This window comes from Rothia sp. HMSC062H08, assembly GCF_001810775.1.
Taxonomy (GTDB): domain Bacteria; phylum Actinomycetota; class Actinomycetes; order Actinomycetales; family Micrococcaceae; genus Rothia.
The window spans coordinates 107,040-130,720 of sequence record NZ_KV802668.1; the positions used below are offsets into that span (position 1 = coordinate 107,040).

Sequence of the window (23,681 nt, forward strand, 5' to 3'; positions counted from 1 at the left end):
CTCGCAGAGCTCGGGCACCCTGATGTCGCTACGGACGACACCGCCTTTCCGCGCTAGGTTCCCGGCTTAGCTTGCGCTGTGAACGGCAAAGAGCCCCCACACGATTACCTCGTGTGGGGGCTCTTTGCTTGTGCTGCAGGTGCAGCCGTGTTTTCCGGAAGCGCCCTCAGGGTGTCACCCCGGACGCTCTCCACAGCGAAGCAAGGAGAGGACGGAGCGTCCGGGTGACGGGTGCCCCTGCGTAGGCGCGGAGGAAACATGCGGCGCACCTACACCTGAGTAGGAGCGAGGACGAACACCGCCATCCGCACAAGACGTAATCTCACAAGCTAGCGCTTGATGGCGTCCAGCGCCTCACGCTGAGCCTTCGCAATGCGTTTCTCAGACACCGTGTAGGCGGTACCGAGCTCCTGGGCGAAGAAGCTGACGCGTAGCTCCTCAATCATCCAGTTCACGCGGCGGAGCGCATCCGGCACGATGGTGCCGGCCGGCAGCGACTTGACCGCGTTATCGTAGGAATCCTCAAGATCCTGCACCGTGAGCATGAGCTGGTTGTCGCGGTGTAGGTTCGGGCCGAGCTTCGTCAGGCGCACCTGGGCGGCCTTCAGGTAACGCGGCAGGTGAACCAGCTGGTCGTAGCCGGTCTGCGCCACGAACCCGGGGTAGACCAGGTTCTCCATCTGTGCCTTCACGTCGGAGACGGCGTGCATGGTCGTCAGCGAGGTTGCCTTCTTGATAGCCTTCTTCAGCGCGGTGGCTTCGGAGAGGATTTCGGCGACGAGCTTGGTGACGTCGAAGACCGTCTCGATGAGTTCGGCGCGCACGTGCTCGTAGAGTTCGCTGTATTCGGCGTGCGTGAAGATGGGCGTGTGCGGCACGAGGTGGTCGAGCGCCGCGACGGTGCAGTCGCGGATGAGTTCGTCGATGGAGCCGTGCGGGTTCTGCGTGAAGACGATTTTCTCCTTGTGGGAGAGGTGTTCGCTCACGTAGCGCACGGGCGAGGGCACCTGCAGCTGGAGCAGGCGGATGATGCCGCGACGCTGCGCGTGCAGCTGCTCTGCTTCGGTGGGGAAGATGCGCAGACCCACGCTAGAGCCTTCGTCCACGAGAGCGGGGTAGCCGTTAACCGCCTGGGTCGCGATGACACGCTGTACCTTGCGGGGGATTTCTCCGTTGGGGAAGAGATCGGCGGGGAAGGCAGTGAGGCCGGTGACCTCGCGTACTCCGCCGGATGCACCCGCCTCGGCCTGGGTGCCCTTCGCCGGGTTCTTCGCGCCCTTTGCGCTGCCCGGACGAGCGGAGCCACCCGAGTTGCCCGAGCCGCCTGAGTTGCCTGATCCACCCTGCGCGAGCGCAACCATCTTCGCCATGGCCTCGTCGGATGCGCCGAGCGAGTCGGCGAGGGCGCTGCGAATCTCCTTGTGTAGCTGCTGCTGCAGGGCTCGCAGGTCCTTGCCCTCACCCAGGATTTTGTTGCGGGTGTTGCGCACCTGGAAGCCCATCTTCAGGTGCTCGGGCACGGCGTCCCAGTTGAAGGCTTCGGGTTCGACGACCACGCCGCGCAGGCGGCGCAGTACGAGCGCGAGGGAGGGGAGCAGCTCGTCGGTTGCGGGGGAGTAGTCTTCCTCGAGGGCGGCGCAGGCGGCGCGCGCCACGTCGGGTGCGGGCACGAAGTTGCGTCGAATCGCCTTGGGCAGCGACTTGATGAGCGCGGTCACGAGCTCGTGGCGCAGGCCGGGAATCTGCCAGCGGAACGGTTCGGGGCTCAGCTGGTTGAGGAAGAGAATCGGCACCTGCACGGCCACACCGTCGCGCTTGGCGGCTTCGGTGCGGGCGCCTCCTACACCTGCGGTGGGGGCGTATTCGTAGCGCAGGTCCAGGGTGAGTTCGCCGCTGTCGGTGCGCTGCACCCACTGGCGGGGGAACTGGGAGTCGTCGTAGTCGGCGGCTTCCTCGTTGATGAGTTTTTCGGGGTTGAAGTCCAGGTAGTTGTCGTCTTCAAGACGTGCCTGCTTCCACCACTTGTCGAAGGCGCGCACGTCGGTGACGTGGGCGGGGATGCGTGCGTCGTAGAAGGCGAAGAGTACGGAGTCGTCCACGCGCAGGTCGCGGCGGCGTAGGCGTGCTTCAAGTTCCTCGACTTCGGCGAGGGCGCGCTGGTTGCGCAGGTAGAACTTGTGCTGGGTGTGCCATTGGCCTTCGACGAGGGCGGACTGGATGAACAGTTCGCGGGCCGCGGCGGCGTCTACGCGGGCGTACTGTACGGGGCGGTCGGCGTAGATGGTCAGGCCGAAGAGGGTGCCCTTGGCGTAGGCGACTGCCGCGCCGGAGCTGAGGGACCAGTGCGGTTCGGAGTATTGCACGCTGATGAGGTGCTTGCCGATTTCTTCGATCCACTGCGGGTCGATGGAGGCGTTGGTGCGCGCCCACAGGCGGGAGGTTTCGACGAGTTCGGCGGAGAGCACCCAGTCGGGGCTCTTTTTGAACAGGCCGGAGCCGGGGAAGATCGCGAACTTGGTGCCGCGTGCGCCGAGGTATTCGCGGGGGCCGCGGTTGCGTCCCTTGGAGTCCTTCTCGCGTTCTTCCTTGACGCCCACGTGCGAGAGCAGGCCGGAGAGCAGGCTCTTGTGGATGTCGATTTCGTGGGCGGAGGCGTTGATGTCCCTGCCGCCGCTGGCGTGAATGTTGGCGGTGCGTCCCATTTCGCGCAGCTGGGCGAAGAGGTCCTGCCATTCGCGGATGCGCAGGTAGTTGATGTGTTCGCGGTGGCACATTTTGCGTAGCTGCGAGGAGGACAGCGCCGCCTGCTGCTCGTTGATGTAGTCCCAGAGCAACAGGAAGGAGGAGAAGTCGGAGGTGTCGTCGACGAAGCGGGCGTGCATCGCGTCGGCTTCGGCGCGCACGTCGGCGGGGCGTTCGCGCGGGTCCTGGATGGTCAGGGCGGCGGCGAGCACCATCATTTCCTTGGCGCAGTTGCGGCGGCCGCCTTCGATGATCATGCGGGCGAGGCGCGGGTCCACGGGGAATGCCGCCATGGCTCGGCCGATGGCGGTGAGGGTTGCGCTATTGCCGCGGCCCTTGCGGGGCTGGCGGGGGCGTTCGGTGAGCGCGCCGAGTTCGCGCAGCAGGTTCACGCCGTCGTTGATGGCGCGGGATGCGGGCGGCTGCACGAACGGGAAGCGGGAGATGTCGCCGGGTTCGCGGACCACGCCGATTGCGATCATCTGCAGGATGACGGCTGCGAGGTTGGTGCGTAGAATTTCGGGGTCGGTGAACTCGGGGCGTGAGTTGAAGTCTTCTTCGGAGTAGAGGCGGATTGCGATGCCGTCGCTGACGCGGCCGCATCGACCGGAACGCTGGTTGGCGCTTGCCTGCGAGATGCGTTCGATGGGCAGACGCTGCACCTTGGTGCGTGCCGAGTAGCGGGAGATGCGTGCGGTGCCGGTGTCGATGACGTACTTGATGCCGGGCACGGTCAGCGAGGTTTCGGCAACGTTCGTGGCGAGCACGATGCGCGGGCGCGATCCGGGGGAGAACACGCGGTGCTGTTCGGCGAGCGAGAGGCGCGCGTACAGGGGCAGCACTTCGTAGTTCAGGCGCGGCGACTTGAGGACCATCGCCTCGATGGCGTCCTTGGCGTCGCGGATTTCGCGTTCGCCGGAGAAGAAGATGAGGATGTCGCCGGGCGCTTCTTTGGAGAGTTCCTTAATGGCGTCGAGGATGCCATCGGTGGGATCGTGGTCGTCTTCGATTTCGTCGTCGCTGAGGTAGTCTTCCTCGTCGAGCGGGCGGTAGCGGATTTCCACGGGGTAGGTTCGGCCGGACACCTCAATGATGGGCGGCGCGTCGTCGGGCAGGATCGCCTCGGCGATTTCGCGTTCTTCGGCGTTGAGGTTTTCGTCGACGATGCCCTTGCCCGGCACGTAGCTGGGGGAGAAGTGGCGTGCGAAACGCTCCGGGTCGATGGTCGCGGAGGTGATGATGACCTTCAGATCCGGGCGCTGCGGCAGGATGCGCTTGAGGTAGCCGAGGATGAAGTCAATGTTCAGGCTGCGTTCGTGCGCCTCGTCAATGATGAGGGTGGAGTAGCGGCGCAGCAGCTTGTCGTTCTGGATTTCGGCGAGCAGAATGCCGTCGGTCATGAGCTTGATAGCGCTGTGTTCGCCTACTTCAGAGGTGAATCGAACCTGGTAGCCGACGGTTTCGCCGATTTTCTGGCCGAGTTCTTCGGCGATGCGTTCGGCGACGGAGCGTGCGGCAAGTCGGCGCGGCTGGGTGTGGCCGATGAGGCCCTTCTCTCCCAGGCCCAGGTCGAGGCACATTTTGGGGATCTGGGTGGTCTTACCGGATCCGGTTTCACCCGCGATGATGACGACCTGGTTGTCGCGGATCGCGTTCATGATGTCTTCGCGGCGTTCGCTGACGGGCAGCTCTTCGGGGTAGGTGATGACCTCGGGAATGAAGGGCTCGTAGCGGCGCGGCGCCGGGCGGTTCTGCTGGTTGCCCTTGTTGTCGCCCTGCTGGTTGCCCTGTTTGCGGGCGCGGTTGTTGGCGCCTGCGCGCCGGTTGGAGCGGGAGGCGTTGGAGTTGCCTTCGGTGACGCCGCGGGAGGAGTTCTTACGGTCTGCGTTATTCTTCGGGGCGCTGTTCTTCTGCGCACCCTTCTTCGGGGCACCGTTTTTTACCGCGTTGTTCTCAGTAGTTTTATCTGCGGTTTTTTCGGAGGATCGTACCTTTGCCGCGTGGATTGCGGCGGCCATGCTCGCCATGGTGGGGGCGGTACGGGGCTTAGCCGAGGAAGGGCGCTGGGCCTTAGAAGTATCTGCGTGTTTCTTCGTGGATTTCTGCTCAGACATATCCTATCCAGTGTACTCGCCTTGCCCGCGGTGGGCTTGGGGTGTGCTTTGTTTGTCATATTTGGGGTTGTTCGCGGGAACCCCGGGGTGGGCGGCGGGGGAATACAGGCCCCAGGAGAGCAGTTAATGTATAATAAATGACATCAAATGCTATCTACAGAATTAATAATTATTCATCTGAATTTTATGCACCGTAGATGCGAATTAACTGCGCTTCTTAACTTTCTTTCGATAGTTTCGTTCAACTGCTACAGTGGTGAATAACACAGTAACGAAGGAGTGACTATGCCATCACCAAAGACGTACCCGGCAACACGTGTTGCAGTGTTGGATTGCTGCGAAGACGGACAGCACGAAGAAATTCACCACCGCTGCGAAGAGCTCTTCCAAGCCCTCGTTCACGCGAGTCTGCGCACCCACTTCGACCGCCTCAGCGCCGAAGAAACCCTCTACCTGGTCACCGGCGACGGCGAGCGCGTACAGATTTCCCCCGAAATGTACGGACCCCTCACCTCCGTAGCGCGCGCATTCGCCGACCGTAAGGATGTCTGTGTGGTACGCCAGGACCGCCTCATGACCACGCAGGAGGCGGCAGACTACTTGGGCGTATCCCGCCCGACCGTTGTTCGCCTGCTGGAGCGCGGAGATATTCCGTTTGAGCGCATTAACACGCACCGTCGCGTTGCTTTTGATGACCTCGAACGCTACCGCCTTGAGCACGAATACGTGAACCGCCGCGTTCGCTAAACCCGCATCTGGTCGATTACTTTCTGATCAATCACTCGGGTCAGACAATACGGTTCAGACAGCGCGGTTCTAGAAAGCGCGGTTGAACTAAACAGTACGGTTGAAGAACTGCAGCATCTGCTGAACAATATCGGGGCTAAAACAGCGCGAATCCCCGTGTTCGGCATCCGGAACCAGCACCAAATCGGTAGGCACCTGCCGCGTGCGCAGCGCCTGATACACCCGCACCGATTGCTGGTACGGCACACACGAATCACTAATACCGTGCACGAGCATGAGGGCAGTGGCACCGCCGCTCGCACCCTGTGCAGAGGCACTTTCGACCTTATTCACTCGTTTCTGGGGGCGTACCGCATCAATAGGATGCGCACGCTCCCAGTTCTTTTGGGCACGCTCGATGCAGACACCCGGAACCGCCTGCTCACCCTTGGAAACGTCGATAGTAGACGCATCTGTGGGCACCGGGTAGGTGCTTCCCAACAGTCGCCATTCGGCGCCGTCATCCTCGGGGTGGTCGAGAGCGTAGCCAGCCAGGGGTCGATCGGTGAAGATGGTCCTCAAATCGCTGACCCCGTAAAACGAAGCCGCCGCCGTCACCTGCGAGCTGTGGGACGGGTAGGCGCTCGCCGCCCTGCCCTCATAGTATTCGTCGTGCTCGGGTGTGCTCGCAGAATCCCCACCGCTACCGTTACCGGCGGCGGAATCTCCCGTATGCGCAACCATCATGCTCAGGTGCCCGCCGGCGCTTCCGCCCGCTACCGCAATGCGTTGCGGGTCAATACCGAATTCGTGCGCGTTGGCGCGGAAGAAACGCACCGCCTCCTTCACATCGTGCAGGGCACCCGGGAAGAGCGCCTGATGCGAATACCGGTAGTTGATGGACGCGACCGCCCAGCCTGCCTGCTGAAAAGCGGCGCGCATGAGCGCCTGGGTATTGGGCTGCTCCCCGCCAGGGGTGCGCAGGATAGTGTCGCGTAGGGCCTGGTTGGTGCCGAAGCGCCAGGCGCCACCGTGAACCCACACCAGTAGCGGCGCGGGGGAAGAGATATCCCCGGTCGCGGGGAAGAAATCGTAGGCGAACGCCTCGCGAGTTACCGGCGACTGCGCGCCGTAGTCGGGTAGCGAGTGGGCATCGTGAAAGCCCGCCTCGCGGTAAAAACCGGAGCGGTACTCGGTGCTCTCAACGGTCGGCGCGTCCTCAACCGTCTGCGCGCTCTCAACATTCGGCGTGCCCTCAGTGGTCAGTGCGTCCTCAGCGTCCATCGCGCCCTCAACGGTCGGCGTGCTCTCAGAAGTCTGCATGAATCAGAGCCGCGTTAGGGGACCAGAACAATCTTGCCGCGGGTGCGACCCGTCGCAACCAGGGCATGAGCCTGCGCAGCCTGCGAAAAATCAAGCACCTGATCCACGTGTACCTTCAACAGGCCCAAGGACATGAGACGGGCAATCTCCTGCATCTGCGTGCGGTCCGGGTGAACCGTCAGCCACTGCGCCTCGAAGCCGCGCTCACGCGCAACATCCAGCGGGTCGGGGCTGGTCAGGGTAACAATACGACCGCCGGGAACCAACACCTCCAGCGAATCGAGGAAGGTCTGCTGACCGGTGGAATTGAGTACCACATCCATGGTCTGACCCAGTACGGCACGGAAATCCTCGGTGCGGTAATCAATGGGCTGGGCACCCAACGAGCGCACAAACTCGTGGTTCGCCGCGGAGGCGGTCGCAAAAACCTGCGCGCCAGCCTGCGCCGCCAACTGAACAGCGAGGTGACCGACGCCTCCGGCACCGGCGTGAATGAGCACGCGCTCGCCTTCCTTCAATCGCGCCACTTCGAAGAGCGCCTGGTATGCGGTCAGCGCCGCCAGGGGAGCGCCACCCAATTGTGCGCAGGGAACATCGGCAGGCACCTTCACCAGCTGATGCGCCGGGGCGAGAACATACTCGGCGTACGCACCGGCGGGGGAGGGGAAAGACACCAGGCCAAATACGCCGTCGCCCACTTTAAAACCCGTGTAGTCGCCGGCGGTGGCAACCACGGTGCCGGCAACATCCCAGCCGGGCACGAAGGGCTTGTACGACGGGTCGGCAAGCTGAGCGGCGGGCCCCAGACCCTTGCGAGTGGTTAGGTCAATCGGGTTGACACCGGCGGCAACCGTCTTGATGAGCACGTGACCGCGCACCGGTGAGGGGATAGGCACGTTTGCTTCGTGCAGAACGCTTTCGTCGCCCCATTCGGTGAGCTGAATCTGGCGCATGGTGGTCATCGGGTTACCTCCGCTGTTGTGGCTTAAAGTTCGGGTTGAGTTGAACAGTGTGCGCGTTTCCCTATTCTCTCAAGGGTGCGAGCGTTGCCACAACAGGCAGGAGGGTAGTGTCCACCCTCTGAAGTTGAAGAGGGAGCTGCCCAGCATGGCCGCTAAATAAAAAGGAGCCGATACCCGAACAATACGCCTCGGATATCGGCTCCCGTGTTCCCTCTCGAATAAGAACATCGTGCCCCTGAAAGGATTCGAACCTTCGACCCCCAGTACCGGAAACTGGTGCTCTAATCCGCTGAGCTACAGAGGCAACCCACCTATGGTATCAGATATGCGCTAGATAAACGGTCAGGCACCCGCCAATGCTTGCTAGAATAGTTTGTTATGACTCCTGAAGAACTCTCTGAAGCCATTGCGCTTGCCCTTGAAGAAACCATTTCCTCCGGCCAGCTGACCCTCGTGGAGGGCGCTGAACTGCCCGCCGTCCGAGTAGAGCGCCCCAAGTCCCGCGAACACGGCGACTGGGCAACCAACGTCGCTCTGCAGCTCGCCAAGAAGGTGGGCAAGAACCCGCGTGAGGCAGCAGCTCTTCTGGCAGAGAAGATTGGCGCCATCCCCGGTGTCGCATCCGTAGATATTGCTGGTCCCGGCTTCCTGAACATCACCCTGGACGCTGCAGCTGCTGGTGAGCTTGCCGCCACCATCGTTGAGGCTGGCGAAGCATACGGCCGCAGCGACAAGTTCGCCGGTAAGACCATTAACCTTGAGTTCGTCTCCGCGAACCCCACCGGCCCCATCCACCTGGGCGGTACCCGCTGGGCTGCCGTCGGTGATGCGCTCGCCCGCGTCCTTGAGGCTGAGGGTGCTAACGTCGTGCGTGAATACTACTTCAACGACCACGGCACTCAGATTGACCGTTTCGTGCGCTCCCTGATTGCCGCTGCTCGCGGCGAGGAGACCCCCGAGGACGGCTACGCTGGCGCGTACATTGTTGACATTAAGGACCAGATTCTGGCTCAGCGCCCCGACGCGCTTGAGGCTGAGAACCCCGAAGAGATTTTCCGCGAAATCGGTACTCACCTGATGTTCGATCAGATCAAGGAGTCCCTGGCGGCATTCGGCACCCACTTCGACGTGTTCTTCCACGAGAACTCCGTGTTCGAAGGCGGCAAGGTGGACGCCCTGCTCGACGCTATGCGTGAGAACGGTCAGCTCTTCGAGGCTGACGGCGCATGGTGGATGCGCACCACCGACTACGGCGACGACAAGGATCGCGTGGTCATCAAGTCTGACGGTAACCACGCCTACGTGGCGGGCGATATCGCCTACTACCAGGACAAGATGACCCGCGCCGAGAACCCCGCAGACGTGGCGATTTACATGCTCGGTGCTGACCACAACGGCTACGTGGGCCGTCTGAAGGCTATCGCCCAGATTCTTGGCTACCGCGCCGACCAGATTGAGGTCATGATTGGTCAGCTGGTGAACCTGGTCAAGGACGGCAAGCCCGTCCGCATGTCCAAGCGTGCCGGCACCGTGGTCACCCTCGAGGACCTGGTCGAGGCTGTTGGCGTTGACGCGGCTCGCTACGAGCTGACCCGCTACTCGGTGGACACCCCCATCGATATTGACCTGGGCCTGCTGACTTCCAAGAGCAACGAGAACCCGGTCTACTACGTGCAGTACGCTCACGCACGTACCGCCGCTGTGGCACGTAACGCTGCGGAGGCTGGCGTGAAGGTTGAGGACGGCGTGGACACCTCCCTGCTCGACTCGGCTGCTGACGGTGAGCTGCTGGCTGTACTCGGCCAGTTCCCCGCCGCTGTGCGTGATGCCGCGAAGTTCTACGAGCCGCACCGCGTGAACCGCTACCTGGAGCAGCTCGCTTCGGCGTACCACAGCTGGTACGGTGTCTCCCGCGTCGCCCCCAAGGCGGATGAAGAGGTCACCGACCTGCACCGTACCCGCCTGCTGCTGAACAACGCGGCACAGCAGGTGCTGGCTAACGGCCTGAACTTGCTGGGTGTGAGCGCACCCGAGCGCATGTAATACTCTCGTTTCAACCCCCGACCCGGTGCTACCGGGGCGGGGGTTGAGCGTATGCCGGCAAAGATAGCTAAGAAAGAGACACGATGAGCGAAGCCCGCGCCCTCTACGCCCCCGAATGGCTCACCTACCCCGAGCACCCCGAAGCCCTGTCCCGCACCATCTGGACTGATTCCTTTACCCGCAATGAGCAGGGCGAGCTCTGCATTGACGGTATGACCGTCAGCGACCTGGTTGCTGAGCACGAAACCCCGCAGTACGTCTTCTCCGAGACGACCTTCCGCGCCCGCGCCCGCGCCTACCGCACCGCTTTTGAGCAGGCTTTCGCCGCGCACGGTGCGAAGGTGAGCGTTTACTACGCCGGTAAGTCGTTCCTGTCTACCGCTGTGGCGCGCTGGGCGACCGAGGAGGGGCTGTGCCTGGATACCGCCTCCGGTGGTGAGTTGGCGTTGGCTCTGCGCGCGCAGGTGCCCGGTGCGAATATCGCCCTGCACGGTAATAACAAGTCGGAGGCTGAGATTGCCCGCGCGATCCGCAACGGCCTGGGCCGCGTGGTGGCTGACTCGGTGGATGAGCTCAAGCTCATTGAGTGCGTGTACGCCGAGCTTGCCGCCGAGCGTGTGGCTGAGGGCGAGGAGCCGTACGCCCCGGTTCCGGTGCTGATTCGCATCACCCCCGGCGTGCATGCCTCGACCCACGAATCCATTGCGACCGCGCACGAGGATCAGAAGTTCGGCATGTCCCTGCAGCCCGGCACCGCCGCGCTTGCTGGTCTGGATGAGGAGGAGCTGGAGCACTGGGGTGTTGAGGCTACCGATTCTTACGCGGCTCTGGCAGCCGCGATTCTGAACGCGACCGATTCCCTGGATTTCCGCGGTATTCACTGCCATATTGGTTCGCAGATTTTTGAGGCGGAGGGCTTTGAGCAGGCGGCTACTACCGCCCTGGAGTTCATGAACCGCCTCAACCGTGACCTGGGCGTGACCCTGCCGGAGCTGGACCTGGGTGGTGGCTACGGCATCGGCTACACCGAGGCGGATCACCCCCGCTCCATTACCGAGGTGACCGAGTCGATTGCCGCTTCCGTCGCGGCGACCTGCGAGCGCCTGGGCATGGCGATTCCGCACATGTCGTTCGAGCCGGGCCGTTCCATTTCTGGTCCTTCGGGTGCGACCCTGTACACGGTGGGCACCATTAAGAACGTGAGCATTGAGGATGAGAACGGAGAGATTCGCGTGCGCCGCTACGTTTCGGTGGACGGCGGTATGAGTGATAACGCCCGCCCGGTGCTGTACGAATCGGATTATTCGGTGACCCTGGCGAATCGTGCCCCGGCGGGGGAGCAGGTGCTCTCTCGCGTGGTGGGTAAGCACTGCGAGTCTGGCGATGTGGTGGTTCGTTACTGCTACCTGCCGGCTGACCTGCAGGCTGGCGATATTCTGGCGGTTCCGGCGACCGGCGCGTATTGCTATGTGCTGGGTTCGAACTATAACTTCTTGACTCGCCCGCCGGTGATTGCCACTGCTGAGGGTAAGCCTTCTCGCGTGATGATTCGTCGTCAGCGCGAGGAGGATATGTTGGCGCTGGATATGGGTTCGGATATCTAAGAACGGATATCTAAGAACCCATTCTGACATCATGAAAAGCCGTGAAGTTCCCGTCTCTGCAATGCGTGCCGTGAGGTGGTGGTTGCGGGCGGGGTCTTCACGGTTTTGCGTGTTCACAATATGACAGAAGATAAGGTTCACCTCATAACTGTGAGGGATACCTCATCTCAGAGAGTAAAAGTCGCACCTTGAGGCTGCTGAGCCGTCCCCGGCTCTTGATAAAGTGGTTGTTGAGTGCGTGCTCTGCGCCGCATCCACGCCGTAGCCCGAAGAGATACCGGGGCGAACCCGGAACAGACCGTAGAAAGAGACTATCGTGGCTGAAAAGATCAAAGTAGCACTGCTTGGTGCCGGTAATGTCGGTTCCCAGGCTGCTCGCATCCTGGTCGAGGATAACGCTGTCCTTGAAAAGCGCATTGGCGCCCCCGTGGAGTTGATCGGTATTGCTGTGCGCGATACTAATGCATCCCGCCACTGGAATGCGGACCCCTCGCTGTACACCACCGACGCTGAATCCCTGATTGATGCGGCGGATGTGGTCATCGAGCTGACCGGCGGTATTGAGCCGGCTCGCACTCGCATTCTGCGTGCTCTGAAGGCGGGTAAGTCTGTGGTCTCCGGCAACAAGGCACTGCTGGCTAAGCACGGCGTGGAGCTGCAGGCTGCCGCTGATGCGTCTGGTGCTCAGCTCTCCTACGAGGCTGCGGTTGCGGGTGCTATCCCGATTCTGCGCCCCCTGCGTGACTCCCTGGCTGGTGACCGTGTGACCCGCGTTCTGGGCATTATGAACGGCACCACCAACTACATTCTGGACCAGATGGACACCACCGGCGCTTCCTTCGCGGATGCACTGGCTGAGGCTCAGAAGCTCGGCTACGCGGAGGCTGACCCGACCGCTGACGTTGAGGGCCACGATGCCGCGTCGAAGGCTGCGATTGTTGCTTCGCTGGCGTTCCACTCTGACTTCACCATCGATGATGTGCACACTGAGGGCATTACCTCCATCACCGCTGATGATGTTGCTGCCGCGGATGCTGATGGTTACGTCATCAAGCTGCTGGCCATTTGTGAGCGCGAGGGTGCGGACGGCGCGAACATTCGCGTGAACCCGACCCTGATTCCTCGTCAGCACCCGCTGGCGGGCGTGCACGGTGCGTTCAACGCTGTGTTCGTTGAGGCGGAGAACGCTGGCGAGCTGATGTTCTACGGTCCCGGTGCGGGTGGCGCACCGACTGCTTCGGCTGTTCTGGGTGACTTCGTGTCTCTGGCTCGTCGCCTGGTGCTGGGCGGTCCCGGTGTTCCGGAGACTTCTCACGCTCAGTTGCACGCAACTAGCCTGGACAACGTGATTTCTCGCTACTCGGTGGGTGTTCTGGTGGAGGACCGTCTGGGCGTTCTGGCGAATATTACCCGTATCCTTGCCGAGCACGGTATTTCGGTGGATTCGCTGCGCCAGTCCACCCCGAAGGAGGGTGCGGCTCAGATTCGTATGGTGACTCACTCGGCGAAGGATTCTGATCTGCGCCGTGCGATTGCTGTGATTGATGCTCTGGACACTGTGCGTGAGGTGAACTCGGTCATCCGCGTGGAGTCCGAGAAGCATTAAGGCTCAAAAGCATTATCTATGTGCGGCACGCGCCGCTCACTAAACGTGCGATGTTCGCTTGCGGGTGCATCGCTCACTAACTAACCCGCGTACCCGCTACCGCGCCGGACCCATGGGAGGTTCGGCGGGCGGGGCGCCAAGATTGAAGGAGAAGCCAATGGCACACGTGTGGCAGGGCGTTATCAATGAGTACCGTGACCGTCTGCCCTTCGCAGATGATGTAAAGGCTGTGACCCTGGGCGAGGGCGGTACCCCGCTGATTCACGCGCCGGCACTGTCTGCTGAGACCGGTAACACCGTTTACCTGAAGTTTGAGGGTATGAACCCGACCGGTTCGTTCAAGGACCGCGGTATGACCAGCGCGATGACCGCCGCTAAGCGTGACGGCGCGAAGGCTGTTGTGTGTGCTTCGACCGGTAACACTTCCGCTTCGGCTGCTGCGTACGCTCTGCAGGCTGGTATGCGCTGTGCGGTGCTGGTTCCGGACGGCAAGATTTCTATGGGTAAGCTGTCTCAGGCTATCGCTCACGGTGCTGACATCATTCAGATTGACGGCAACTTCGATAACTGCCTGGAGATTGCTCGCAAGCTCAGCGAGAACTACCCTGTGTTCCTGGTGAACTCGGTCAACCCTTACCGTATTGAGGGTCAGAAGACCGGTTCGTTCGAGGTCGTTGATACCCTGGGTGACGCTCCCGATTACCACCTGCTGCCGGTTGGCAACGCGGGTAACATCACCGCGTACTGGAAGGGCTACAAGGAGTACTCGGAGCCTTACACCAACCGTGACGGTGAGGTTCTGGAGCCGGTTGCGACCAAGCGCCCGATCATGTGGGGCTTCCAGGCTGCTGGTGCTGCACCGATCGTTGCTGGTCACCCGATTGAGGCTCCTGAGACCATTGCGACCGCGATCCGTATCGGTAACCCCGCGTCGTGGGAGAAGGCTGAAGCTGCTCGCGATGAGTCCGGCGGCGTGATTGAGGCTGTCACCGATGAGGAGATTCTGGAGGCGCACCGCTGGCTGTCTGCCCGCGAGGGTGTCTTCGTGGAGCCGGCTTCGGCTGCCGGTGTTGCGGGTCTGCTGAAGAAGCACCGCGCCGGTGAAGCTCCCGAGGGTAAGACCATCGTCATCACCGTGACCGGTCACGGTCTGAAGGACCCGCAGTGGGCTCTGCAGGCTGTGAACGGCGTGAAGGTTGAGCCGACTAAGGCTCCCTTCGACGTGGTTGCTGTGGCAGATATTCTCGATTTGCACTAGCCTATTCATACTACGTTGTGCACTCCGTCCCGATTTTTCGGGGCGGGGTGCACCTGCATGACAGCCCTTTTTGTATCTTTCACCTATTCACTCATTACGTCACCGATCGCGAGGTTCTTCTCATGTCTTCCCTGCATATTTCTGATATTCCGGTGGGCGCGTCCGTTAAGGTTCGCGTTCCCGCTACGAGCGCTAACCTGGGTCCCGGCTATGACAGCATGGGTTTGGGTCTTGGCTTCTATGATGAGCTGGTTGTTGAGCGTATTGAATCCGGCCTGGAGTTTGAGCTCAGCGGTGAGGGTAGCGCGGATGTTCCTCGCGATGAGAGCCACCTGGTTTTGCAGGCGATGAAGGCTGGTTTTGCGGCGGCTGGTTTGGATGAGCTGCCGCCGGTGAAGCTGATTGCCGATAATAAGATTCCGCATTCTCGCGGTATGGGTTCTTCGGCGTCGGCTATTGTGGCGGGTGTGGCTGCGGCGAGCGGTCTGCTGCCGGAAGAGTACCGTCTGAGCCGTGAGCAGATGCTGCAGGTCGCCTCCGATATGGAGGGCCACCCGGATAACGTGGCTCCGGCGATTTACGGCAACCTGTCGGTGTCCTGGGGTGAGATGGGCAACTGGAAGACCTTGATTATTCCGGTGCATCCTGATGTTCACCCTGTGGTGGCTGTGCCCGATTATGAGGTGTCGACGAAGCTTGCTCGTTCGCTGATTCCTGAGGAGATGCCCCACGTTGAGGCGGTGGCGAACTCGGCTCGTGCGGCGCTGCTGGTGCGCACTCTCTCTGATGCTCCCGAGTACCTGATGGATGCGACCGTGGATTACCTGCATCAGGGGTACCGCGTGACCGCGATGGAGCCGTCCGCTGCGCTGGTTGCGTACCTGCGCGGTCAGGGTTTTGCTGCGGTGATTTCTGGCGCTGGCCCTACTGTTTTGACCTTTGCGCACGGTGACGAGCAGGTGCAGCAGGTGCAGGAGGCTATTGCCGAGTTCGCGGCGACTCACCCCTGTAGCGCTATTGTGGATTGTCGCCTGAACTGGCGGGTTCTTCCTCTTGAAATTGATACTGAAGGTGTTATAGTTACTCAGTAGGACGTTATTAGTTCGTCCTATGTTGAGGTTCGCCCGTCGTTCAATGTAGACCGTCGATACTATCCTTCGTAACGTACTTCCGTTTCCCCTGATGCCTCAGGTGCTTTGTGTATCTGAGCGGGAGCCGGCAGGGTTCGGGGGAGTGCCTTTGGATTCCACGTCTTTCTTTGTTTCTGACGCATAGGGGAAGACTTTTCTGGAGGTTCGGTTTCGCGGCGGGTGCCCTTTCAAAGTGACCAATCCGTCCTCTTCATCTCGTGTAGATGATTCTTAGAGATGATGGTTTGGGCTTGCCCACATTTGTGATAGAGCGCCTTATCTTCCGTGTGTGCCCGCTGTGTCTGAATCAGCGGGTACGGTAAGAGACGCGAACCGCCTCCAGTGCGGTTCGAGGGAGTCGAAGGTGCGGACTGCTGTTTTCTTTCGGCAGTGTCTAAGCCTTTGACCGCGCTATAGCGTTCGCCCGATCTTTATTCTGAAGATTTTCAGGGCTTATAACCAAAGGAATTGTAGTTGGCAAAGAATATTGTTGTCACCGATGAGTACGGTACGGCCGCTGCCGCACCGGAACTTGCAAACTTGAAGGTCGCGCAGCTGCGTGTCCTCGCCCAGCAGCTTGGTATCCGCGGCTACCTGAAGTTGAAGAAGGCTGAGCTGGTTCAGGCTCTTGAGGAGCATCAGCGTGGCGGCGCCGTAGCCGCTCCTGCTGAGCCCAAGGCTGAGACTCCCGCTGAGTCTGCCCAGACCCCCGCTGCTGAGAAGGCTGAAGAGTCTAAGCTGCGCCGTACCCGCCGCACTCGCGCCCAGAAGGACGCCGAGGCGCAGGCTGAGAAGACCGAAAACGCTGAGGTTGCTGAAGCCCCCGCTGAGGGCGCTGAGAAGGCTGAGAAGCGTACCCGCTCTTCCCGTTACGAGACTCCCGCTCAGAAGCGTGCGCGCGCTCGCCGTGCCGCTGAGGGTGAGGACGCATCGGCTGAGAAGTCCGAGAAGACTGAGAATAACGAGAAGCCGGAGAAGCGTACCCGCCGCACCCGCACCCGTAAGGACGAGAAGCCCGTTGAGCTTCCTCCGCTGGATGTGCGCGCTGAGCTGGCTGCTGAGCGTATCGGCGAGCGTGCGGAGCAGGTTGACCTGCCCGGTAACTCTGCTGAGCTGAAGGCTACTACCGCTGACGGCACCGCGAGCCTGGACAGCCTGAACGCTGCCCTGGACATGACTTTTGGCACCCCCGACGGTGAGAAGAGCTCGAAGCGTACCCGCACCCGTGAGCGTCGCCGCGATCAGGATGGTGAGCGTACCGAGCGCCGCACTAAGCGTGACCGCCAGGCGGAGCGTGTAGAGCGCAATGCTGAGCGTAGCGAACGTGCCGAGCGTAAGGCTGCTGAGCGTGCAGAACGCGCTGAGCGTGCTGAGCGCACCGAGCGTACTGAGCGCCGTTCCAAGCGTGACCGTCAGGCTGAGCGTGCTGAGAAGCAGGCTCGCCGCCGCGAGGAGAACGAGCCTCGCCTGAGCGAAGACGATGTGCTGGCACCGATTTCGGGTGTTCTGGACATTCTCGATAACTACGCTTTCGTGCGTACCACCGGCTACCTGCCCGGCACCAACGACGTGTACGTCTCCCTGGCTCAGGTGAAGAAGTACAACCTGCGTAAGGGTGACCACGTGCTCGGCGCGATTCGCGTGCCGCGTGAGGGTGAGTCGAACAGCCGCCAGCGTTTCAACGCGCTGGTTCAGGTTGAGGCGATTAACGGTCAGAGCGTTGAGGAAGCAGCGAACCGCCGCGTCTTCTCGAAGCTGACTCCGCTGTACCCCAAGGAGCGTCTGCGCCTGGAGACCACCCCGAAGAAGCTGGGCACCCGCGTGGTGGACCTGGTGTCCCCGATCGGTAAGGGTCAGCGTGGTCTGATTGTGTCCCCGCCGAAGGCGGGTAAGACCCTCATGCTGCAGTCCATTGCGAACGCGATTACTGTGAACAACCCGGACGTGTACCTGATGATGGTCCTGGTGGATGAGCGTCCTGAAGAAGTGACCGATATGCAGCGCACCGTCAAGGGTGAGGTTATTGCCTCGACCTTCGACCGTCCCGCTGAGGATCACACCACTGTGGCTGAGTTGGCTATTGAGCGTGCGAAGCGTATGGTGGAGCTCGGCTACGATGTGGTCGTGCTGCTGGACTCCATGACCCGCCTGGGCCGCGCATACAACCTGGCGGCTCCCGCATCCGGTCGTATCCTGTCCGGTGGTGTGGATTCTGCTGCACTGTACCCGCCGAAGAAGTTCTTCGGCGCTGCCCGCAACATTGAAGAGGGTGGCTCGCTGACCATCCTGGCTACCGCCCTGGTTGAGACCGGCTCGAAGATGGACGAAGTGATCTTCGAAGAGTTCAAGGGCACCGGTAACATGGAGCTGCGCCTGTCCCGTCAGCTGGCGGATAAGCGTATCTTCCCGGCGGTTGATATTAACGCTTCTGGTACTCGCCGCGAGGAGAACCTGCTCTCCCCGGATGAGATCAAGATTATGTGGGGTCTGCGCCGTGCCCTGGCGGGTATGGAACCCGAGCAGGCTCTGGGTGTTCTGACCAACCAGCTGCGTAAGACTGAAAGCAACGTGGAGTTCCTTCTGACGGTTCAGAAGAACGGTCTGCGTCTGGTCGACTAAGGCTCGTATCTCACGCGCCCCACCTCCTCATTGTGGGTGGGGCGCGTGAGCCGTTCGTTTTGTGCATCCCCGTTGTGAGGGGTGTGAGATGTCTAGTGCCTGCCCGTGCGGCGTAAAGTGCGGGAGATGGAAGAGAGAACAGAATGTTTGAATCTATTCAGGTTCTGCTGGATGAGCACGCTGACCTGCAGAATCAGCTGGCTGACCCCGCCGTGCAGGCGAATCAGGGTAAGGCACGCCGTGTGGGCCGCCGCTACGCGGAGCTGACCGGTATTGTGACTGCGTACAACAAGTACACTTCGCTGAAGGATGACCTTGAGGCTGCTCGCGAGATGGCTGATGAGGATCCGGATTTCGCGGCGGAGATTCCCGGTCTGGAGGAGGAGCTGGAGGTTGCTCAGGAGAAGCTGCGCCGCCTGCTGATTCCGCGTGACCCGGATGATGGCCGTAACGTCATTCTTGAGGTGAAGGCTGGTGCCGGTGGTGACGAGGCGGCTCTGTTTGCTGGTGACCTGCTGCGCATGTACATGCGTTACGCCGAGCACAAGGGCTGGAAGACTGAGATTATTTCTTCGACCAGCACTGACGTGGGCGGTTATAAGGATGCCCAGATTGCTATTAAGGGCTCCTCGAATGAGCCGGCTGAGGGCGTGTGGGCGCACCTGAAGTACGAGGGCGGCGTGCACCGCGTGCAGCGCGTTCCGGCGACCGAGTCTCAGGGCCGTATCCACACCTCCGCGGCTGGTGTTCTGGTGTTCCCCGAGGTGGACGAGCCCGAGGAAATCGAGATTAACCAGAACGACCTGAAGATTGACGTGTACCGTTCTTCGGGCCCCGGTGGTCAGTCGGTGAACACCACCGACTCGGCGGTGCGTATTACCCACCTGCCCACCGGTATTGTCGTGGCGATGCAGAATGAGAAGTCTCAGCTGCAGAACCGTGAAGCTGCAATGCGCGTGCTGCGTGCGCGACTGCTGGCTCACCAGCAGGAGCAGATTGACGCTGAGAACGCGGCGCACCGTGCTTCGCAGGTGCGTACTATGGACCGTTCGGAGCGTATCCGTACGTACAACTTCCCGGAGAACCGCATTGCGGATCACCGTACCGGCTACAAGGCGTACAACCTGGATGCTGTACTGAATGGTGACCTGGAGCCTGTGGTTCAGTCCGCTATTGAGATGGATGAGGCGCACCGCCTCGCTCAGGTGGGCCAGGAACAGAAGTAGTTCTGTATAACTTTCACTTGTTAGTGGCTTTGGGTTTGCGATAGCAGACCGGTATAGGCGCGTGAGTTTAGCTTGATTGCTGAACTCGCGCGCCTTTTTTGCGCCTATCACCGGGCGTCGAGCGGTGAATGACCAAACGCCGCGCGTGTTTGAAAGCTTCACCCTAGACTAGAGGTGTAGCTAGCGTTGCCGTGGGGTTTATCGCGGGTGAGAGCCTCCGGTAGCAGTGTTCTTTGAAAAACGAATAGAGAAAAGATGGAAGCCGATTTAGGGGTGCCGGGCAGCGTAGCCCGGCACCGGTAATTTTTGAGATTTAGATACTGATGATTTTTGGTTAGCTATTGAGCGAAAGGCAGAGAATATGGGCGTTATTGTTGACCTTCAACCGGGTGATGGAATCCTTGTCGAAATTAGTGATTTGGACGATGGTAAAGACGGACGCGAGCTGCTTGTTCTTGAAGTCGTGGGAGTGGAAGGCTCAAAGTTCTCGGCACGGTTGCTGAACCGTTCTCGCGTTGGTCAACCCTATGAGTATTGGGATGATCGGTACGTCTTTACCGGCGAGGTGAGGGAAGATGACCCACTTGATATTGTCTTGACCTGCTATGACTGGGAGGGCGAGAAGATTAGGTACCCCGTCATCTGCCGGCACGCTTTTTATCTGGGGGCAACTCTCGACCATACCTCCGTCACCATGATGACGAGAGACGGCAAAGGCCGAGAAATCGTATGCCGTATCGGTGACCATGTGCTGACCTCTGACGGCCCGCGTATTGTGAAGGTGGTCTACGAGAACGTGGTTGTGGTGAAGGACCACAACTATGTTTATCTCGGCAGGTATCTGCAGAAGAAGCTGATTTCCAACCACTGGCCGGATGCTAGGCATCAGCAGACGTGGAACTTTGGCGGGGCGGTGGCTTACATCTTACCGATTACTCCGGAGGTGGCGGACTCTCTGAACGCTCTCAAGTATTCAAAGGAATATGCGGAGCTTCAGGAGAGCCATCCGGAGTTCTTTGAAGGGGTGCATAGCGCTAGGAGCTACTGGTTCCGCTGGTATTTTCCGCCGCTGGCTGATGAGCCGTATCCTTCCGAATTGCTGAATGCTACGGCACCTCACATGGTGTTGGCGCTGGTGGATTCGGGGTACTTCTTCAGCAAATCCACCGACGTTTCCCCTCCGGACAGGATTAGCCCGTCCGATCCGTTCAAGGTTTACCCGTCCTGGTACGAGGAACGAGACGATCGGAGCTGGCTGATGCGCACCGCTACCCGTGCGGTTGTTGACCGGTTGGAGTCACTCGCGGGGCTTCTGCACCGGGAAACGAAAGAGACCACGCCGTTCGAGGTTCTTCTTTGGCATGAAGCATCCTATCTAAAGGGAACTTACGAGTACCTGTCTATCGGAATTCCCGGTGAAACATGCGGTGCAGCTTATTGCGATAGTGAGTGCACTTACTGCGGCGGAGGCGACCCAAACTATCGGGGTGAGGACCTCTGGTACTAGGGCGGAGCGTCTACGGGATATCCCCGTAGCGCATAGCGTGTAGGGGAGGGGTGGTCGTGACAGGCTGTTACGGCTGCCCCTCCATCCTCGGCAGATGCAAAGTTTGCTGGGTTCTATTGTCTTCTTTTGGATGACGGATAGTCCGGTCTGAGAAACTAGCTACCCGCATCGACTAATTAGGGAATCGGAGGAATGGTACTCTGTGAGGTGCTACTTAGCGAGGAAATATCGGTTGTGAAAGCAAACAATACGAGCTAGCGTAGCCGCTATTTAGACATGTCCAAGGGCAATTCCTAAAAGGGGATAATTTCTAAAGGTAGAAGAGAGCATAAGGAGAGCTCATGAAGGTGAATGTGCACGACCTGCGCGGGGAAGAACTCGCGCAGGTACTCACGCGCGCCACCGCGGCACTGGCGCAGGTACCCAGCCCCCGCGTCGATGCTGAGCTCCTCGCCGCGCACCTGCTCTACGACGGTTCGCGCTCGCGCCTACAGCACGCCGCGCTCATGGGGGAGCGGCTCACCCCCGCACAGGTCGCAGAGTACGAGGCGCTGGTCGCCCGCCGCGTCTGCCGTGAACCGCTGCAACACATCACCGGCTCCGCTCCCTTCTACCGTCTAGAACTGGCAGTCGGACCGGGCGTATTCGTACCCCGCCCCGAGACGGAACTGCTCGTCGAAGAAGCCCTCAAAGTGCTGAGCACACGCGCCGATTCGGCACCCCGCGCCGATTCGGCGACCGGTGGGCTACGCATCGTCGACCTGTGCACCGGCTCCGGGGCTATCGCCGCGGCGGTCAAGAGCGAACTACCGGACGCACAGGTGTTCGCGGTGGAACTCTCCGAAGACGCCATCCCCTACACCCGCAGGAACCTGGAACCGCTCGGCGTGCACCTGGTGCAGGGGGACGCCCTCACCTCCCTGTCCGAGCTAGCCGGAACCTTCGACGCGGTGCTCTCGAACCCTCCGTACATTCCGCCGGCGAATGTACCCGCCGACCTGGAAGCCGCCCTGCACGACCCGGACATGGCTCTGTACGGCGGGGGAGAGGACGGCATGCAGATGCCCTCCGCGATTGCCGCCCGCGCCTTCGAACTTCTTACCCCCGGCGGTCTGTTCATCATGGAGCACGACGACACCCAGGAAGAAGCCGTCGCCGAGCTGTTGGCACGTGTCGGCTTCGAGGACTGCTACCCGGTGCGTGACCTGAATAATCGTCCGCGTCATAGCGTCGGTTATAAACCGCGCCCACTAGAGCCTTTAGACTAGTAAATGCACCACCTAGCCCGTGCCGGGCTGCATGAAGGCAACGCGTCCGCCCCAGTAGTCAGCTCAGTAGCCAGCTCAGAGCCGGCGAAATACGGTGAACCCCCGGAAGAGTGCTTCCACATGGCGCGTTGTGGGTGCCGGTGTCTCGCCGCATCCAGAAAAACATGAGAGAATAAGACCCGTGACTGCAAAGCTGTACCCCGTAACGACTGAAACTGAGACCCGCGAGGCCATTGAAGCTGCCCGCGAGGCGCTGAAGGCGCACGACACGATTGTGATGCCCACCGATACCGTCTACGGTATTGCCGCCGATGCTTTCTCGCATCAGGGCGTTGCCAAGCTGCTGGCAGATAAGGGCCGCGACCGCACCATGCCGCCGCCCGTGCTGATCTTTGATCTTGCTGCGCTCGCTGGCGTGGTCGACGACGTTCCGAACGATATTTACGATCTGGGTGGTCGCTTCTGGCCCGGCGCGCTGACTATGATTCTTCACGCGTACCCGTCACTGAGCTGGGATTTGGGTGAGACCCGCGGTACTGTTGCCGTGCGTGTTCCCGATGATGAGTTCGCCCTGAAGCTGCTGACTGAGCACGGTCCGCTGGCGGTTTCGAGCGCGAACAAGACCGGTCAGGAAGCCGCACTGGATGCGCAGACCGCCATGGATTCGCTGGGTGAGGATGTCGCCGTGGTGATTGATGGTGGCGCTCGTCCTAAGCCGCTTGAGTCTGAGCCGAATGAGGACGGCGTGGTTGTGGTGACTGAGCGTGACCCGGCACCGTCGACGATTCTGGATTGCACCTCCTTCCCCTACGTGGTGGTTCGTGAGGGCGCAATTTCAGTGGAGGAGCTGCGTGAGGTCGTTCCGACCATTCTGACTCGTGCGGAGGCTGACGAGCAGGCAGCTCGTAAGGTTGAGGAAGCTGAGACTGCTTCTTCTGCGCCGTCTGAGTCGACTCCTTCTGAGCGTGCTCTGGATGAGCAGGCTGACCTGGATGAGGCGTACGAGCAGTGGGACAGCACCCACACTGTGAGCGGTGAGCCTGCTCGTCGCGCTTCGGCACCGGTTGCCGGTTCTGTCGCTGCGTCTCTGCTGGGCGCTACTTCGGCTCTGTCTTCTGCTTTCAGCACTGGCGTGGATCAGGAGCGTTCGCGCGGCTACCGTGACAACACTCCGAAGCCGGTTCGTGCGGATGAGCCGCAGACCCACCCGGTTCCTGCTGATACTGCTCGCGCGCTGGTCTTTGGCGAGTCGAAGATTGAGACTGCCGCTCAGAGTGCACCCGCTCAGAGCGAGGCTAAGCCGGCAGAAGCTAAGGCTGAAGACGCTAAGACTGAGGCTACCAAGACTGAAGCTGAGGCAAAGGTTGAGTCTGAGGCAAAGACCGAGCAGAAGGACGCCCCGGAGGATCACCTCTAAACCTCTGCGAGTTATAAAGCTCGGAGCATAAAAACGTATAGGGAACCCCCGATATATCGTTCAGATATATCGGGGGTTCCCTTTCGTTATGAGTCCTACAGGTTATGCGCTCCTGGGCTGCGTGCCTCAGGTTGTG

General features: G+C 60.8%; 14 protein-coding genes and 1 tRNA gene. 11 read left to right on the plus strand and 4 right to left on the minus strand.

The window, feature by feature from the left end:
- Positions 1–329 precede the first annotated feature (329 nt).
- The gene (gene hrpA, locus HMPREF2765_RS05585) at positions 330–4,856 is read right to left on the minus strand and encodes an ATP-dependent RNA helicase HrpA (protein ID WP_070604611.1); all 4,527 of its coding nucleotides are present in this window, start codon (positions 4,854–4,856) and stop codon (positions 330–332) included.
- 285 nt (positions 4,857–5,141) lie between these two features.
- Here hrpA and HMPREF2765_RS05590 point away from each other — a divergent pair, with 285 nt between their 5' ends.
- Positions 5,142–5,603 (plus strand): helix-turn-helix domain-containing protein, encoded by a 462-nt coding sequence (locus HMPREF2765_RS05590; protein WP_005506503.1) that lies wholly within the window; start codon positions 5,142–5,144, stop codon positions 5,601–5,603.
- An 87-nt stretch (positions 5,604–5,690) separates the two neighbouring features.
- Here the strand turns inward: HMPREF2765_RS05590 and HMPREF2765_RS05595 are convergent, their stop codons facing one another.
- The 3 genes from HMPREF2765_RS05595 to HMPREF2765_RS05605 all read right to left on the minus strand — a co-directional run bounded on the left by HMPREF2765_RS05595 (position 5,691) and on the right by HMPREF2765_RS05605 (position 8,171).
- Positions 5,691–6,905, minus strand: coding sequence for an alpha/beta hydrolase (locus tag HMPREF2765_RS05595; protein ID WP_070604612.1), 1,215 nt, complete (start codon positions 6,903–6,905; stop codon positions 5,691–5,693).
- A gap of 14 nt (positions 6,906–6,919) precedes the next feature.
- Complete coding sequence (locus HMPREF2765_RS05600; protein ID WP_049340688.1) at positions 6,920–7,867, minus strand: NADP-dependent oxidoreductase; 948 nt, start codon at positions 7,865–7,867, stop codon at positions 6,920–6,922.
- Positions 7,868–8,097: 230 nt separating this feature from the next.
- Positions 8,098–8,171 (minus strand) — tRNA-Arg (locus HMPREF2765_RS05605).
- A 74-nt stretch (positions 8,172–8,245) separates the two neighbouring features.
- On the opposite strand from HMPREF2765_RS05605, the gene argS reads away from it, so the two are divergent.
- From argS to HMPREF2765_RS05655, 10 genes are all read left to right on the plus strand, one after another.
- The gene (gene argS, locus HMPREF2765_RS05610) at positions 8,246–9,910 is read left to right on the plus strand and encodes an arginine--tRNA ligase (protein WP_049357703.1); all 1,665 of its coding nucleotides are present in this window, start codon (positions 8,246–8,248) and stop codon (positions 9,908–9,910) included.
- A gap of 83 nt (positions 9,911–9,993) precedes the next feature.
- Positions 9,994–11,514 (plus strand): diaminopimelate decarboxylase family protein, encoded by a 1,521-nt coding sequence (locus HMPREF2765_RS05615; RefSeq protein WP_070604615.1) that lies wholly within the window; start codon positions 9,994–9,996, stop codon positions 11,512–11,514.
- Positions 11,515–11,830: 316 nt separating this feature from the next.
- Positions 11,831–13,120 (plus strand): homoserine dehydrogenase, encoded by a 1,290-nt coding sequence (locus tag HMPREF2765_RS05620; RefSeq protein ID WP_070604617.1) that lies wholly within the window; start codon positions 11,831–11,833, stop codon positions 13,118–13,120.
- A 157-nt stretch (positions 13,121–13,277) separates the two neighbouring features.
- On the plus strand, positions 13,278–14,378 hold the full coding sequence (gene thrC, locus HMPREF2765_RS05625; protein ID WP_070604619.1) for a threonine synthase: 1,101 nt from the start codon (positions 13,278–13,280) through the stop codon (positions 14,376–14,378).
- Between the two features lie 122 nt (positions 14,379–14,500).
- Positions 14,501–15,469, plus strand: a complete 969-nt coding sequence (gene thrB / locus HMPREF2765_RS05630) for a homoserine kinase (RefSeq protein WP_070604621.1) — start codon at positions 14,501–14,503, stop codon at positions 15,467–15,469.
- Between the two features lie 513 nt (positions 15,470–15,982).
- Positions 15,983–18,127 (plus strand): transcription termination factor Rho, encoded by a 2,145-nt coding sequence (gene rho, locus HMPREF2765_RS05635; protein WP_070604623.1) that lies wholly within the window; start codon positions 15,983–15,985, stop codon positions 18,125–18,127.
- A 143-nt stretch (positions 18,128–18,270) separates the two neighbouring features.
- Positions 18,271–19,353: a peptide chain release factor 1 gene (gene prfA, locus HMPREF2765_RS05640; protein ID WP_005507792.1), complete on the plus strand. Its 1,083-nt coding sequence runs from the start codon at positions 18,271–18,273 to the stop codon at positions 19,351–19,353.
- A gap of 361 nt (positions 19,354–19,714) precedes the next feature.
- Positions 19,715–20,860: a hypothetical protein gene (locus HMPREF2765_RS05645; protein ID WP_070593479.1), complete on the plus strand. Its 1,146-nt coding sequence runs from the start codon at positions 19,715–19,717 to the stop codon at positions 20,858–20,860.
- Between the two features lie 341 nt (positions 20,861–21,201).
- Positions 21,202–22,128, plus strand: coding sequence for a peptide chain release factor N(5)-glutamine methyltransferase (prmC, locus tag HMPREF2765_RS05650; RefSeq protein WP_070604625.1), 927 nt, complete (start codon positions 21,202–21,204; stop codon positions 22,126–22,128).
- Positions 22,129–22,309: 181 nt separating this feature from the next.
- Positions 22,310–23,545, plus strand: coding sequence for an L-threonylcarbamoyladenylate synthase (locus HMPREF2765_RS05655; RefSeq protein ID WP_070604627.1), 1,236 nt, complete (start codon positions 22,310–22,312; stop codon positions 23,543–23,545).
- Positions 23,546–23,681 lie beyond the last annotated feature (136 nt).